15 protein-coding genes are annotated in these 14327 nt (G+C 50.1%); all 15 read right to left on the bottom strand.

Annotated features, from left to right (window positions below):
- Nucleotides 1-99: 99 nt before the first annotated feature.
- The gene (locus ACTQ1O_RS01610; RefSeq protein ID WP_441485823.1) at nt 100-1443 is read right to left on the bottom strand and encodes an MATE family efflux transporter; all 1344 of its coding nucleotides are present in this window, start codon (nt 1441-1443) and stop codon (nt 100-102) included.
- Between the two features lie 546 nt (nt 1444-1989).
- Nucleotides 1990-2280 carry a hypothetical protein gene (locus tag ACTQ1O_RS01615; RefSeq protein ID WP_441485824.1) on the bottom strand — a complete coding sequence of 97 codons (291 nt, stop codon included), beginning with the start codon at nt 2278-2280 and terminating at the stop codon, nt 1990-1992.
- 17 nt (nt 2281-2297) lie between these two features.
- On the bottom strand, nt 2298-3425 hold the full coding sequence (locus tag ACTQ1O_RS01620; RefSeq protein ID WP_441485825.1) for an aminotransferase: 1128 nt from the start codon (nt 3423-3425) through the stop codon (nt 2298-2300).
- Nucleotides 3426-3568: 143 nt separating this feature from the next.
- Nucleotides 3569-3916, bottom strand: coding sequence for an MATE family efflux transporter (locus ACTQ1O_RS01625; RefSeq protein WP_441485826.1), 348 nt, complete (start codon nt 3914-3916; stop codon nt 3569-3571).
- A 47-nt stretch (nt 3917-3963) separates the two neighbouring features.
- The gene (rpsI, locus tag ACTQ1O_RS01630) at nt 3964-4356 is read right to left on the bottom strand and encodes a 30S ribosomal protein S9 (protein ID WP_441101390.1); all 393 of its coding nucleotides are present in this window, start codon (nt 4354-4356) and stop codon (nt 3964-3966) included.
- A 19-nt stretch (nt 4357-4375) separates the two neighbouring features.
- Entirely contained in the window at nt 4376-4804 is a 429-nt protein-coding gene (rplM, locus tag ACTQ1O_RS01635; protein WP_441476333.1) for a 50S ribosomal protein L13, read from the bottom strand.
- Nucleotides 4805-5093: 289 nt separating this feature from the next.
- Complete coding sequence (locus tag ACTQ1O_RS01640; protein WP_441485827.1) at nt 5094-5930, bottom strand: mechanosensitive ion channel family protein; 837 nt, start codon at nt 5928-5930, stop codon at nt 5094-5096.
- Nucleotides 5930-6712: a tRNA pseudouridine(38-40) synthase TruA gene (truA, locus tag ACTQ1O_RS01645; protein WP_441485828.1), complete on the bottom strand. Its 783-nt coding sequence runs from the start codon at nt 6710-6712 to the stop codon at nt 5930-5932. Before truA ends, ACTQ1O_RS01640 begins: the two co-directional genes overlap by 1 nt.
- 98 nt (nt 6713-6810) lie before the next feature.
- Entirely contained in the window at nt 6811-7614 is an 804-nt protein-coding gene (locus tag ACTQ1O_RS01650; protein ID WP_441485829.1) for an energy-coupling factor transporter transmembrane component T family protein, read from the bottom strand.
- Nucleotides 7615-8466 carry an energy-coupling factor transporter ATPase gene (locus ACTQ1O_RS01655; RefSeq protein WP_441485830.1) on the bottom strand — a complete coding sequence of 284 codons (852 nt, stop codon included), beginning with the start codon at nt 8464-8466 and terminating at the stop codon, nt 7615-7617.
- Complete coding sequence (locus ACTQ1O_RS01660) at nt 8451-9359, bottom strand: energy-coupling factor transporter ATPase (RefSeq protein ID WP_441485831.1); 909 nt, start codon at nt 9357-9359, stop codon at nt 8451-8453. The genes ACTQ1O_RS01655 and ACTQ1O_RS01660 overlap by 16 nt, the downstream gene beginning before the upstream one ends.
- Entirely contained in the window at nt 9356-9952 is a 597-nt protein-coding gene (gene yihA, locus ACTQ1O_RS01665; protein ID WP_441485832.1) for a ribosome biogenesis GTP-binding protein YihA/YsxC, read from the bottom strand. The genes ACTQ1O_RS01660 and yihA overlap by 4 nt, the downstream gene beginning before the upstream one ends.
- Nucleotides 9953-9978: 26 nt before the next feature.
- Nucleotides 9979-12297: an endopeptidase La gene (lon, locus tag ACTQ1O_RS01670; RefSeq protein WP_441485833.1), complete on the bottom strand. Its 2319-nt coding sequence runs from the start codon at nt 12295-12297 to the stop codon at nt 9979-9981.
- Between the two features lie 48 nt (nt 12298-12345).
- Entirely contained in the window at nt 12346-13647 is a 1302-nt protein-coding gene (gene clpX, locus ACTQ1O_RS01675; RefSeq protein ID WP_441485834.1) for an ATP-dependent Clp protease ATP-binding subunit ClpX, read from the bottom strand.
- Nucleotides 13648-13743: 96 nt separating this feature from the next.
- A complete protein-coding gene (clpP, locus tag ACTQ1O_RS01680) occupies nt 13744-14325 on the bottom strand; it encodes an ATP-dependent Clp endopeptidase proteolytic subunit ClpP (RefSeq protein WP_441485835.1) in 582 nt (193 codons plus the stop codon).
- Nucleotides 14326-14327 lie beyond the last annotated feature (2 nt).

Here is a 14327-nt window from a genome sequence, read left to right on the forward strand (position 1 = left end):
CATGCGGTTTTTCGGGCTTTTCTCTCTCAGTAAGCCCATAGGTAAACCCACGAAATCGCGAAATTTTTATTTTCTTGTAATCTTATTATACACCGGGTATTAGAGAGCGCTCGCCGCTTTATCCACCGGCCAGGATTTTCTGAGCGCCGCATAGGAAACCAAAAAGTTGGCAAGCCAGCCTGCAGGCACAGCAAGCCAAACAAAGTCAATGCCAAAACGCGGCGCACAGATCAAAGCCACGGACAGGCGGATTGCAAGGTTTACCATGTTGGCAATAAGGAATGGGCGCATGATTCCAAGTCCGCGAAGAACTCCATCGGTCGCCATTTTAATTCCCATAAAGATAAAGAAGTAACCGATCCACCTCATATAATCCCCAGATACCTGATAAGCCAGAGCTGTTCCGTCTTTTCCAAGGAACAGAGAGGAAATCTGCGTGTGCAGCGTTTCAATAACAAGGAAGGCAATGGCTGCAAAGCACACATCCAGCACCAATGCTGCGTGGTAGCCTTTTTTGATACGCTGCGTTTTGTTTGCACCAAGGTTCTGGGAAACATATGGAGAAACCGCATTGCCGATGGACACAAAAATCAGAGAAAAGACATTCTCCACCCGCATCGTTGCCGCATATCCTGCCAGCGCCTGTGTGCCGAAGGGATTGACTACTGCCTGTACGATCATCATACCGATAGACACGGTAGACTGCTGGAGAACTGACGGCACGGCAATTCGAAGCATCGAGCGCAGCTCCCGCCTGTCAAACCAGACAAAGGCGCTCTTATACCGCCGCATCCGATATAGGAAAATCAATAGTGAGAACACAGCGGAAATTCCTTGGGCAATCAGGGTTGCCAGTGCCGCGCCGAACACGCCAAGCCCCAGACCGGCTACCATCCAAAGATCCATCACAATATTCAGGATCGATGAAAAGATCAGCAGTCCCAGCGGAATTTTTGATTCACCGATGGATGTGAACATGGTAGAAAGAATATTGTACATGAACAAAAACGGGAAACCCACAAAATAGACCCGCAAATATAGTACCGCTTCCTCCATAATATCGGCAGGGGTCTGTAATCCGCTCATCATCGCATGAGAAAAGCAAAATCCAAAGACACCAAGGATGATGCTCAGAAGCAAAAAACTGATCAATGATGTAGAAACAATGGTTTTCATTTTGCCATATTCTTTGGCACCGAAATAGCGGCTCACAAGCACACCTGCACCAACACCGGCCCCCAGTGCCACACAAATGAAAACATTCGTCAGGGCTGCACAGGCACCAACCGCCGCCAGTGCGGAGGAGCCGACAAACTGACCGACGATAATGGAATCAGCCATATTGTATACCTGCTGAAAAAAGCTGCCGAGAATCATCGGCATTACAAAAACCGTCAGCGCTTTCAGCGGCGTATCGGTAATCAAATACTCATCTTTTGACATAATCATATTCCCCCACAGCTTCCTGCTTTTTACCCCAAAGCGCGGCCACAGTAAGAGCAGCTGTACCATCCGGTCCCGGATACTGCCCCATCATCGCCATATCTACAATCGAGTAAACAGACGAGATCCGTGTACTGCCAAAGGCCGCAACAAGATACCCGAAATAAATTTGTTTGATATTTTCTTAAAATCCGCCTCTGAACGCAAAAAAGCCGAACAAGGGACAGACATCTCAATCTGCGCCTTATCCGGCTGTTGTTTTCGCGAACAGCTCACCCTCCGAGTGAATATTCAAAATCATAGCATTGGTGTGCGCAAATGTCAATGGATCTCAGTACAGCAAAAAGTCATCAAAAAGGTGGTCCGAACCCCGCAGTTGAAACTTCTCAAATTCGTTTTTGGAATAGTTCGTGGTGGTTACAATACCAATACAATATTCCATGCCCCCGGCAGAAAAAGCGCACTTCGATGCTGCTTTCCGGATAGAGCTTTGTCCGATGTACTACATCCTTGCGATTTAATACTGCGAAAACAATCCGCTTGGTTTCACCTGTTTTTCTTGAGCAGGAAATCTGCCACAACAAGATCCGGCAGGCCTTTTTGCACATTTGCTTCCATGAACGCAACCGTCTTGTGGCCGAAAATGTGCAGTTCCGGCAGATAACCGGATTTAATATCCATATCTGCATGGCCGGGGTCGAATTCATAGAAAATGGTGGGCCATACAACGGTTTTGTCTTGACTTTTCAGCTTATAAACATTCTCTGTGCATTGGGTTGCATCTTCCATCAAAAGATTTTTTCGAACTTCTTCTGCGGAAATATAGGGAATATTCATCGGGGTTCTCCTTTCTTTTACCGGGTTTTCATTGCAATATACTCGCTGATGGCCTTGAGGCCATCGATCAGATCCTGCTTTCCGTAGGCATAACCGATGCGCATACTGTATGGCACTTCAAAGCAGTCACCGGGAGTCACAAACGCGCCGGTCTTCTTGTACATTTCTTCGCAGAATTCGTAGGAAGAAATGTACAGATCATAATAAACCAATGCCGTAGTGCCGGCTTTCGGCTTTACATAGCTGACGTGCGGTTCGCTGCCGACCCAATCGTCCAGAATCTGCAAATTCTCCCGGACGATCTTTCGGCTGCGTTCCAGCAGCTTATCGCGGTGCTTCAGCGCAGCTGCTGCCAGCATTTCATCGAATACACCGCAGCTCACAAGATTATAATCCCGATGAGAAAGGCAGCTCTTTACAACGCTCATATCGTGCGTTGCAATCCAGCCAAGCCGAAGACCAGCCAGAGAAAAAACCTTTGACATACTGCTCACCGAAATGCCCTTTTCATACAAATCCACAATGGAAGGACACCAGCCATCCTCCTGTGAAAGGTGACGATAGACTTCATCGCACAAAATCCAGGTATCTGCGGAACGCGCAATCCCCACGATCTCCCGGAGCATCTGCTCAGACATCAGCGCACCCGTAGGATTGTTAGGGTTATTGATGCAGATCATTTTTGTTTTAGGTGTCACCAAACGGCGCAGTTTTTCTAAGTCCGGCAAATAATTGTTTTCCTTACTCAGATAAAGGATCTGAACATCTGCTCCATAGGATTCCGGGATGGAATAAAGCTGCTGATATGTCGGCATGATGCTCACTACACGATCACCGGGAGAGATCAGTGAATAGAAAACATGATGGTTTGCTCCGGATGCCCCATGGGTCGGCACAATATTTTCAATGTTCAGCGTTTTGTAAAGGCCGCAGACACCTTTACGGAATTCTGGCAAACCCTCAATATCGCCATAGCTCAGGCGCCGTGCGCACAAACGATTCAAAAATTCCGTCTTATCTTCCCCTGTCAGCTCGAATAGATCGTTCATACTGATGGAGTCCACACATGTTTCAGCGATGTTATACTTTGCGCCGACCTCCCAGGCGTTCATCCATTCTTCTACGGCAAACGGCTTGATTTTCATTGCTTTTTCCTCCTTGTAATAATGGTACATGATAAAAAAGAAAAGGGCACACAGAGCTTTTTCCTTATAACATGGTGAACCATGCCGTACCTACGGAAAAACTCTGTGTGCCCTTTGGCCTCCACCCGGTGGTGGAGAGGGTTTCAATATTCAAGAGCCATTATAGTACTACACAAGCTGCACATCGTCAAGACGATTTCCCGAACTTTGGTACTCTCTGTAGTAAGAAACGGATTCAGACCTATCGTGATCATGACAAACAGCGTTCCACTCATATACCACGCAAGATAACTGTGTACATACAGCAGTGTAGCCTCCGACGCGCCTGCCAGCCGCAAAATCGGATCCATGAAGCTGTATACTGCCAACATAAGTACAATACCGAAAACAAGCAGAAGTGTAATCCCGTTGTCCAGAAATTGCTCTGCCTTCTTCTGCAGTGACGAGCAGGCCGCAGCGCAGCTGCGGTAATCAAAAAGACTCCCCGCCACAACAGCAAGGAGCCCTTTGCAACAGATTCCGAGGGGAGTCTGTTTGATTATCTCTTTGAGAACTGCGGAGCGCGACGTGCCTTCTTGAGACCGTACTTCTTACGCTCTTTCATACGAGGATCACGAGTAAGATAACCCTCCGCCTTCAGCGTCGGCTTGTTCTCGGCGTCAACCTGAAGCAGCGCACGAGAAATACCATGACGAATCGCGCCGGCCTGACCGGTAAAACCACCGCCGTGTACATTAACCAGTACATCGAACTTGTCTGTGTTGTCCGTAGCAACAAGCGGCTGACGAACGATCGTCTTCAGAGTCTCAAGTCCGAAGTAATCATCGATATCTCTTTTATTTACAGTAATCTTGCCGGTTCCCGGTACAAGGTAAACTCTGGCAATAGATTTTTTTCTTCTTCCGGTTCCATAATACTTTTCGTTAGCCATTTGTCTTTACCTCCCTTAGTTAGAATGTGAGCACTTCCGGTTTCTGAGCTGCATGAGGATGCTCAGCACCTGCGTATACGTGAAGCTTTGTCATCATTTCTCTTCCGAGAGGTCCCTTCGGGAGCATTCCCTTAACAGCGAACTCAATAACTCTCTCCGGATGCTTTGCAAGCATCTCTCTCAGAGTTGTCTCCTTCAGACTTCCAACATAATCGGAATGTCTGTAATAGATCTTCTGATCCAGTTTTCTTCCGGTTACCTTGATCTTCTCTGCATTGATAACAACTACATAATCTCCGGTGTCTACGTTCGGAGTGAACTCCGGCTTATTCTTTCCTCTGAGAACAGAAGCGACCTCAGAAGCAAGACGTCCGAGAACCATTCCGGAAGCATCAACGACATACCATTTCTTCTCTAACTTATCCGGATTAGCCATATATGTTTTCATGGTAACAACCTCCTGCATGAATGAACTACAGCGCACAGCGCGGCTGTAAGATTCGTTAATTAAATGATAGTATGATGCAATATCCACTGTCCGTATGGTCATGCACCGGAACATCCGATCTTAGGCTTTCGATCATTATGGATGCTCTGTATGCCGCACAATCAACTGTAGGATGACGTGTTTGGGAGACACGACAGGCACACTCGTCCCGCGTCACACTGAACAAGTGTATAATACTGAAAAACTTCTGTCAAGTACTTTCTTATATTAATTCTGCCTGTTTCTTATATTAATTCTGCGGATCTGTGGCAGGGTTTATGGCAGGGTTTGTGGTGGGTGTGGTGTCTATGGTGACCGTATTATACGGAATCACAATCTCCGCTTTTTCAAATTCACTTACGATCCTCTGCCGCACATTGCTGCAGGCACGATAGCTCTCCATGATATCCTTCGTGTATACCGCAAATCTCAGCAGCATTCCATTTGCCGTTAGCTCGCTGACAAGGACCGCTGTCTTTTCCGCCTCCACAACCAGCGGCTCGGTTTTCAGGATTTCCATGATAATGGTTCTTGCCTTCTCGATATCAGTCGCGTAATCAACCTCTACTTCCACAAAGGTTGCGACGGTATCCGGGTTGCTCATATTGACAATGACGGCGCCGTCCACCACGCTGTTCGGAATGATACACATCTGTCCATCCGCCTGCTCGATCACGACATGCCTCACGGTCATATCTCGGACAATTCCCTCTGCGATTACCGTCCCTGCACTCCTGATCTGAATCTTTTGTCCGATATCACAGGGCTTGGAGGATGAAAGAGAAAAACCGGAAATTACATTACCCAGCGTCTGCTGTGCCGCAAAGGTCGCTACCGCGATCAGCAATGCGCTGCTCTGCAGCACCGTCGTACTGATTTCCTTGGCGATTTCAAAAGAACCCAGCGCGGAATACACACCAACAATGGTAATGCCTGCGGTAAGAATACTTTGCAGAAATTTATTATAGAGGCTCTGTTTCTGTGTTCGCTTATTCAGCCCCCTGAAAAAACGGCGGACAAAATATACAATAGCAAAGGTGATACCCAGAATAATTGCTGTTCTGAGCAAAAGTTCCCAGTCAAACATTATTTGTTGTCCCTCCGGCAACAGAAATCCGGCTCCCACTCCGGATATTTAATTTCCATAAGCGTCAGGCCTCTTGCGGGCGCCGTCGGTCCTGCTGCACTACGGTCCCTGCTTTCAAGAATTCCCTTTAGTTCCTCCGGCTCAGTCCTTCCTTTACCGATCTCAACGAGAGTTCCCGCCAGAATCCGGACCATATTGTACAGAAAGCCGTTTCCGCATATCCGGAACCGGATCAGATCCTCCTCGCAGATGACCCTGGCAGAATAGATTGTGCGGACCGTGCTCCGGTCCGGATTGGTCTCGCCGGACGCCTGGAAGCTCCGGAAGTCGTGCTCCCCTATGAGATACCGGGCAGCTCTGTCCATGCGCTCCGCATCCAGCGGAACATATAGGAAGCAGGTGTCGTTCCGTCTCGTCGGATCCGGAAAACGACGATTCAGAATCTTGTATTCGTAGGTCTTTACTGTGGATGTGAAGCGAGGGTGAAATTCCGGCGATACTTCCCGGGAACCCTGGATTTTGATATCATCCGGCAGTCTCGTATTTAGCGCGTAGGAATACTTATTCCCCGGCATCCGGGCAGACGTATCAAAAACCGCAACGTTTCCCCTGGCATGTACCCCGGCGTCGGTGCGGCTCGCGCCGATGGTATGTATCTGTTCCCCTGTTATCTCCGAGAGAGCAGCGTTCAGCACCTGCTGTACAGCAATCCCATTCGGCTGTACCTGCCACCCGCAGTAATTGGTTCCGTCATATGCGACGGTCAGCATCACACGTTTCATGTTTTCTACCGATATCTCCGTTCCCGCTTATGATCTCTGGATCCTCATCCCGGCCTGCGGCTGACCGTTTTCAGCGCGATCTCCAATCCAGCCTTCTGTCACCAGTGCAGCACTGCCCGCAGTACAATTGCTGCCGCGAGATATACGAAAAGAACCGCATATGCCGCATAATCCCGGGACTGGTAAACAAGTGGACGCATCTGTGTCCGGCCGTCCCCTCCGTGATAACATCTGGCTTCCATCGCAAGTGCCAGATCATTTGCTCTGCGGAAAGCAGATACAAACAGCGGAACCAGAATCGGAACCATCGCCTTTACCCTCTGGATGACATTTCCACTCTCGAAATCCGCCCCGCGCGCCATCTGCGCCTTTTTGATTTTATCGGTTTCTTCCATCAGAATCGGGATAAAGCGAAGCGCAATCGACATCATCATCGCAATCTCATGCACCGGCACATGCACCTTCCGCAGCGGACGGAACAGCGATTCCATCGCGTCGGTCAGCTTGTTCGGCGTGGTCGTAAGCGTCATGATGGAGCAGCCGATAATCAGATACACAAGACGGATGCCCATCTTTGCGGCTGTGCTGATACCCTCCCTTGTAATATGGAGGATACCGAACTGCCAGATCACCGTCCCCTGCGTGAGAAAGAGATTCAGCACCATCGTAAAGATCAGCAGGACCCAGATTGCCTTCAGTCCCCTGACCATGAAGCTGAAGGGTACCTTTGACAGATGGATCACTGCAAACAGGAAAACAGTTCCGAGAACGTAGCCCCATGTGTGAAAAACAAACAGAGATATGATATAGATAAGTGTTCCGACAAACTTTACTCTCGGGTCCAGTTTATGAATCAGCGAGTCCGCCGGGTAATACTGGCCTATGGTAATATCTTTAAGCATTTATTTTCTCCCAAGCGCATGAAGGATGCTTTCTTCCGCTTCCTCGATTGTTGTGGCGTGAACATCAACATCGAGTCCCTTTTCTTTAAGCGCATGCATGATATAAGTCATCTGCGGCGCAGCAAGTCCCATTTTTTCCAGCTCTTTGTAATGAGAAAAGACCTCTCTTGGCGGCGCGTCAAATGCCTTCTCCCCGTGGTTCATGACAATCAGCTGATCGACATATTCCGCGACATCTTCCATGCTGTGTGAAACCAGAACGACGGTGATACCCCTCTTCTTCTGCAGTCCTGCGACCGTATTGAGGATCTCATCACGTCCCATAGGGTCCAGACCTGCGGTCGGCTCGTCGAGAACCAGAACGTCCGGGTTCATGGCAAGAACTCCCGCGATTGCCACCCTTCTCTTCTGTCCGCCGGAAAGCTCGAAGGGCGATTTCCGGAAAAGAGATTCATCGACACCGACCTGATGCAGTGCTTCCTCTGCGCGCTTCACGCGTTCCTCTTCGGAAAGGCCCTGATTTTTGGGGCCGAAGCACACATCGGTAATGACATCCGTCTCGAACAGCTGATACTCCGGGTACTGGAAAACAAGGCCAACATGAAACCTGAGATTTCTGCGGTCATACTTCTCGCCCCAGATGTCTTCATCATTAAAGTATACATGGCCGGAGGTTGGGCGCATCAGCCCGTTCAGATGCTGAATCAGTGTTGATTTTCCGCTTCCGGTATGTCCGATGATTCCGATAAAATGTCCGTCCGGGAGCTCGAGCGAAACGTCTTTCAGCGCATGCATCTCATAAGCGGTCCCCGGGCTGTATGTATAAGTCACATGATCTAATCTGATTGACATGTTCTTTCCCCCTGCCGTTTCCCGTCGGAAGCTGTCTCTCCATCACGGATTTTCATAATGGCATCGACGAATTCATCGATGCTCAGAATGCCTTCGGGGATATCGAGCCCTCTCAGGCGAAGCGCATGCGCGAGCTGTGTGACGTGCGGGACATCCAGACGCAGCTTGTGAAGCTCATCCACCCGTGAAAAAATCTCCCGGGGCGTTCCCTGCATTACAAGCCTTCCCTCGTCCATGACAAATACATTGTCCGCATAGATAACCTCTTCCATGTAATGTGTGATCAGAATCACGGTGACTCCTTCACTCCTGTTCAAATCACGCACGGCCTGAATGACCTCATGGCGGCCATTCGGATCCAGCATTGCCGTCGGTTCGTCCATGATGATGCATTTCGGCTTCATCGCCATAACGCCCGCAATCGCCACTCTCTGCTTCTGGCCTCCGGAGAGCTTATTCGGCGAATGACTCCGGTAAGCAATCATCCCTGTTTTTCGAAGCGAATCGTCCACCCGTTTCCAGATCTCATCCGTCGGAACACCCAGGTTTTCCGGGCCGAATCCCACGTCCTCCTCCACGACAGAGGAAACGATCTGATTGTCCGGGTTTTGAAAAACCATGCCGGCTCTCTGCCGGATGTCCCACACCTCATCATCAGCGTGGGTGTCCATCTGATCCACCCACATCGTTCCTCCTGTAGGGACCAACAGTGCGTTCATATGCTTTGCCAGCGTGGATTTTCCACTGCCGTTATGGCCGAGAATCGCGATGAACTGTCCCTCTCGGATCTTCAGATTCACATCCCTGACCGCGTGGGTGATCTCCGGTTTTTCCCCGTCCTCTCCGTATTCAAGATAGTCATAATTCAGATTATCCGCTTTAATGATGCTCATGATTCCGAAACTCCTGTCAATTCCCCGATGTAATCAAGGATTTCCTCTCTTCCCTGCTTTGTGACGGCAGAAAAAGCAAACAGTTTTTCATCTTCCCGCATTCCGAGCCCATCGCGGACCGCCTTGATCTGCTTCTGAACCTGGCTTCTTTTGAGCTTATCCAGCTTGGTCGCGATGATCACGGGCTCGTATCCGCGGGACAGAATCCACTCAAACATCTGCTTATCGTTTGCCGACGGATCATGGCGGATATCAATGAGCAGGAACACGGCCTTCAGCTGATCGGACATTTTCAGATATCTCTCGATCATCCGCCCCCAGGACTGTCTGACATTGACAGACGCGGTTGTATAACCATATCCCGGGAGATCCACGAAGTAGAAGCTGTTGTTGACGTGATAGTAATTGATAGTCTGTGTCTTTCCCGGCTGAGAGCTGGTTCTCGCCAGTGCCTTCCGGTTCAGCAGTCCATTGATCAGAGATGATTTTCCGACATTTGACTTCCCCGCGAATGCGATTTCCGGCTGTGTATTCACGGGAAACTTACTTGTGACACCGCACACTGTTTCAAGCTCGGCGTTCTTTATAACCATATCTTCTCCCTTCCATATCTGCCGGATTACGCGATCAGCGCATGCCCCAGAACCTCTTCCATCCGGCTGACATAGATAATCTCCAGGCCTTCCGTGATCTCCGCATCCATTTCCATTACATCCGGCTTGTTCTCCGCCGGCACAAGCACTGTACGGATGCCGGCCTTTTTGGCCGCAAGGAGCTTTTCCTTCAGTCCCCCGATCGGCAGCACCCTTCCGCGAAGCGTGATCTCTCCGGTCATCGCCAGATCTGCGCGGACCGGTCTCTTAGTAATTGCCGAAAGCATGGCGGTCGCCATCGTGATGCCGGCGGACGGTCCGTCCTTCGGCACAGCTCCCTCCGGTATGTGGATATGGATATCATTTCCCGTGAAAAAATCATCCGGAATCTGATATTGTGACGAGACTGACCGGATATAGCTGATCCCCGTCCGGGCGGACTCCTTCATGACATCCCCGAGCTGCCCCGTGAGAAGGAATTCTCCTTTGCCGGGCATGACATTCACCTCGATCTCAAGTGTATCTCCGCCGACACTCGTCCACGCAAGGCCGCGGACGATTCCGATTTCCGGTTTGGGATTCGCCATATTCACGGTGAACTTACCCCTTCCAAGAAAATCCTCAAGGTTCTCTTTTGTAACCGTGACGGATTTTACATCATCTTCCTGGATCCGGAGTGCCGTCTTGCGGCAGATATGACCGATCTGTCGTTCCAGGGAACGCACTCCCGCCTCCTTTGTGTACCTGGATATGATTTCATCCAGCGCCATATCCTCAATCACAAGCTGGCTCTTCTTCAGGCCGTTGGCTTCAATCTGCTTCGGTATGAGATGCTCGCGTGCGATATGCTTTTTCTCATTTTCCGTATAGCTGTTGATCTCAATAAGCTCCATGCGGTCGAGAAGCGGCCTCGGAATCATCTGGACATCGTTTGCCGTTGCAATGAAAAGAACCTGCGAGAGATCGATGGGCATCTCCACATAATGGTCGGAAAAATGGCTGTTCTCCTCCGGATCAAGCACTTCCAGAAGAGCGGAAGCGATGTCCCCCTTATAGTCGCTGCTTGTCTTGTCAATCTCATCCAGAAGCATCAGGGGATTTTTCACACCGGCATGGTGGAGTCCCTCCGCGATTCTTCCCGGCATTGCTCCGATGTAGGTTCTTCTATGTCCGCGGATCTCCGCCTCATCTCTGACTCCTCCCAGACTGATCCGCACAAAAACCTTATTCAGCGCCTTTGCAATAGACTTCGCGATGGATGTCTTTCCGGTTCCGGGAGGTCCGACCAGACAAAGGATCGGAGCGTCCGCCTTTTTTGTGACAAGCCGGACCGCCAGATATTCAAGTATCCGCTCCTTAACTTTCTCGAGACCGTAATGGTCCTCCTCCAGAATCTGTCTTGCCTTCTTCAGGTCATGATTGTCCCGGGACATTTTGTTCCACGGAAGGCCGAGCAGCGTCTCGATGTATCCCCGGATCACTCCTCCCTCCGAAGGATTGCCGGCTGTATTCGCAAAGCGGCGGATTTCATTGCGGAGAGTGTCCTTCACCTCCTTCGGTGCCTTCAGCTCCTCGCACTGACGCTTAAATTTTGCAATCTCTGTCTGTGTATTGTCATCTCCGAGTTCTTCCCGGATTTCTTTCAGCTGTTCCCGGAGTACATACTCTCTCTGGTTCTTATCGAGTCTCTGCTTTACCTTTTCCTGCAGCTCATACCGGATCCTTTCAACCGATGCCTCACGGGCAAGTGTTTCACAGAGTACATCATAGCGTTCCTGCAGCCCGATGGCGTTGAGCAGCCGCTGCTGCTTCTCCGACGGGACCGGCAGATTGATGCTGATCTGATTGATCAGCTTTTCCAGCTGTTCAATATCCAGGATTCTGATCAGCAGCTCCCTCGAAAGGTTTCTTCCTCCCGCTGAATAGATGCTGACAAGTTCTTTCAGATTCCGGATCATCGCCTCCCGGCGGTCATCATCAATTGACGGTGTACTGTCGTCCGCAAATACGGATATCCTCGAGCGGAGAAACTTATCGGTAGACTCAAAATCGAGCAGTTCCGCCCGGTCAATGCCCTCCACGGTGACTTGTATCATGTCGCGCGGAAGCCGCGCAATCTTTCTTATCTCGGAAACCGTCCCGATCCGGTAAAGATCATCAAGCGTCGGTTCCGCCACCTCAAGCTTTCTCTGCGTCACCAGAAAAAGCCGGTTATCCTCCGCCATCGCTTCTTCAATGGCATGTATGCTTTTTACACGATTTACATCAAAATGCACTACCATGCCCGGAAGGACGGTTACACCCCTCAGAGCAACGGTCGGAAGCACATATTCTGTATCATTCATCTGCGCGTGTGATTCCTTTCCATAACGGTACTGCGCGTCTTAAGCGCATCAGGCCGGCCGCATGCGCTTGGAAGAACGTGCATTTTTTGCCTTCATCTGCCTTCTCGGAACGGGTTTTGGCTCGCCGTGAACGATGATCGGGCTGCCTTTTCCTTCTACGGCATCCCTGGTGATCTCACAGGAACGGATGGTATTGTCCGACGGTGTCTCGTACATGACATCCATCATTGTCTTTTCCATGATCGCGCGAAGACCGCGCGCGCCGGTCTTGCGGCGCATAGCCTCCTGTGCCATCGCGGTAAGTGCGTCGTCATCAAAGGTCAGATCCACCCCGTCCAGCTCAAGCAGCTTGACATACTGCTTTACCAGGGAGTTCTTCGGCTCCTTCAGGATGTGGACCAGGGCATCCTCGTCCAATCCATTCAGCGTCACCACAACGGGTACACGTCCGACAAGCTCCGGAATCAGACCGAACTTCACCAGATCCTCCGGCATCACCTCGTGCAGGATCGCGCCCATATCTTCCTTCTGACGAACACCGAGATCCGCGCCGAATCCCAGGCTCTTTGTGTCCTTCCGAGCCTCGATAATCTTCTCCAGTCCCTCGAAGGCTCCTCCGCAGATGAAAAGAATATTGGTTGTATCGATCTGGAGAAACTCCTGGTGCGGATGCTTTCTTCCGCCCTGCGGCGGAACATTCGCAACAGTTCCCTCGACGATTTTCAGCAGTGCCTGCTGTACACCCTCACCTGAAACATCTCTTGTAATAGAGGGATTCTCGGATTTTCTGGTGATCTTGTCGATCTCATCGATGTAGATGATACCATGCTCCGCGCGCTCAATATCGTAATCCGCGGCCTGAATGAGCTTCAGAAGAATATTCTCGACATCCTCACCCACGTACCCCGCTTCTGTAAGCGTTGTAGCGTCAGCAATCGCAAAGGGAACGTTCAGCATTCTGGCGAGCGTCTGTGCCAGAAGGGTCTTGCCGGAACCAGTGGGGCCAAGCATCAGGATATTGCTTTTCTGAAGTTCCACATCGCTTTCCTGCTGTGAAAGGATTCTCTTATAATGGTTGTACACAGCAACAGACAGGACCTTTTTGGCCTCGTCCTGCCCGATTACATAATCATCCAGAAACTCCTTGATCTCCACCGGCTTCATCAGATTAATCTCGCTGCCTGCCGGCGAAGGAGTGTGGAACTGCTCATCGATGATTTCCGAGCAGATGCCAATGCACTCATCACAGATATATGCCCCGCCCGGACCGGCAATCAACTTGCGGACCTGATCCTCTGTCTTTCCGCAGAAGGAGCATCTGATCTTCGGTTCATTTCCTTTATTTGCCAAATCTTCTACCTCTTTCTTTTATTTCCCAATATACACATGAAGGGCATCCCGAAATCGGATCAAAATCAACCCATTTCTGAACACCCTCACATGCACTTACCGATTTGTAATTACGTTATCAATCAGACCGTATGCCTTTGCTTCCTCGGCTGTCATATAGTTGTCCAGCTCTGTGTCATGCTGAACCTTTTCCAGCGGCTGTCCCGTATTCTGGGACAGAATCTCATTCATACGTTTCTTTATTTTCAGAATCTGCTCGGCTACGATCTCAATATCCGTTGCCTTGCCCTGAGCACCGCCTGACGGCTGATGGATCATGATCTCCGCATTTGGAAGAGCAAGTCTCTTGCCCTTTGTACCGCCGGCGAGCAGAAATGCTCCCATGCTTGCGGCCATTCCAAGACAAATCGTCGATACATCGCACTTTATGTACTGCATGGTGTCGTAGATCGCCATTCCGGCAGTTACGGAACCACCCGGGCTGTTGATATACAGATGGATGTCCTTTCCCGGATCCTCGGATTCCAGGAACAGCATCTGCGCAACAATCAGGTTTGCAGAAACATCGGAAACCTCTTCCCCAAGAAAAATGATTCTGTCCTTCAGCAGTCTGGAATAGATGTCGTAACTTCTCTCTCCTCTTCCCGTCTGCTCAATAACATATGGAACTAACGGCATGT

It is taken from the genome of Bilifractor sp. LCP21S3_A7, assembly GCF_052118825.1.
Taxonomy (GTDB): domain Bacteria; phylum Bacillota; class Clostridia; order Lachnospirales; family Lachnospiraceae; genus Bilifractor.

Coding starts and splice junctions, on each gene's coding strand:
- ACTQ1O_RS01615 (WP_441485824.1), bottom strand. CDS start 2,280: ATGAATATTCCCTATATTTCCGCAGAAGAAGTTCGAAAAAATCTTTTG.
- ACTQ1O_RS01620 (WP_441485825.1), bottom strand. CDS start 3,425: ATGAAAATCAAGCCGTTTGCCGTAGAAGAATGGATGAACGCCTGGGAG.
- rplM (WP_441476333.1), bottom strand. CDS start 4,804: ATGAAAACATATATGGCTAATCCGGATAAGTTAGAGAAGAAATGGTAT.
- ACTQ1O_RS01650 (WP_441485829.1), bottom strand. CDS start 7,614: ATGCTTAAAGATATTACCATAGGCCAGTATTACCCGGCGGACTCGCTG.
- lon (WP_441485833.1), bottom strand. CDS start 12,297: ATGAATGATACAGAATATGTGCTTCCGACCGTTGCTCTGAGGGGTGTA.
- ACTQ1O_RS01655 (WP_441485830.1), bottom strand. CDS start 8,466: ATGTCAATCAGATTAGATCATGTGACTTATACATACAGCCCGGGGACC.
- ACTQ1O_RS01660 (WP_441485831.1), bottom strand. CDS start 9,359: ATGAGCATCATTAAAGCGGATAATCTGAATTATGACTATCTTGAATAC.
- ACTQ1O_RS01610 (WP_441485823.1), bottom strand. CDS start 1,443: ATGTCAAAAGATGAGTATTTGATTACCGATACGCCGCTGAAAGCGCTG.
- ACTQ1O_RS01640 (WP_441485827.1), bottom strand. CDS start 5,930: ATGTTTGACTGGGAACTTTTGCTCAGAACAGCAATTATTCTGGGTATC.
- clpP (WP_441485835.1), bottom strand. CDS start 14,325: ATGCCGTTAGTTCCATATGTTATTGAGCAGACGGGAAGAGGAGAGAGA.
- yihA (WP_441485832.1), bottom strand. CDS start 9,952: ATGGTTATAAAGAACGCCGAGCTTGAAACAGTGTGCGGTGTCACAAGT.
- rpsI (WP_441101390.1), bottom strand. CDS start 4,356: ATGGCTAACGAAAAGTATTATGGAACCGGAAGAAGAAAAAAATCTATT.
- truA (WP_441485828.1), bottom strand. CDS start 6,712: ATGAAACGTGTGATGCTGACCGTCGCATATGACGGAACCAATTACTGC.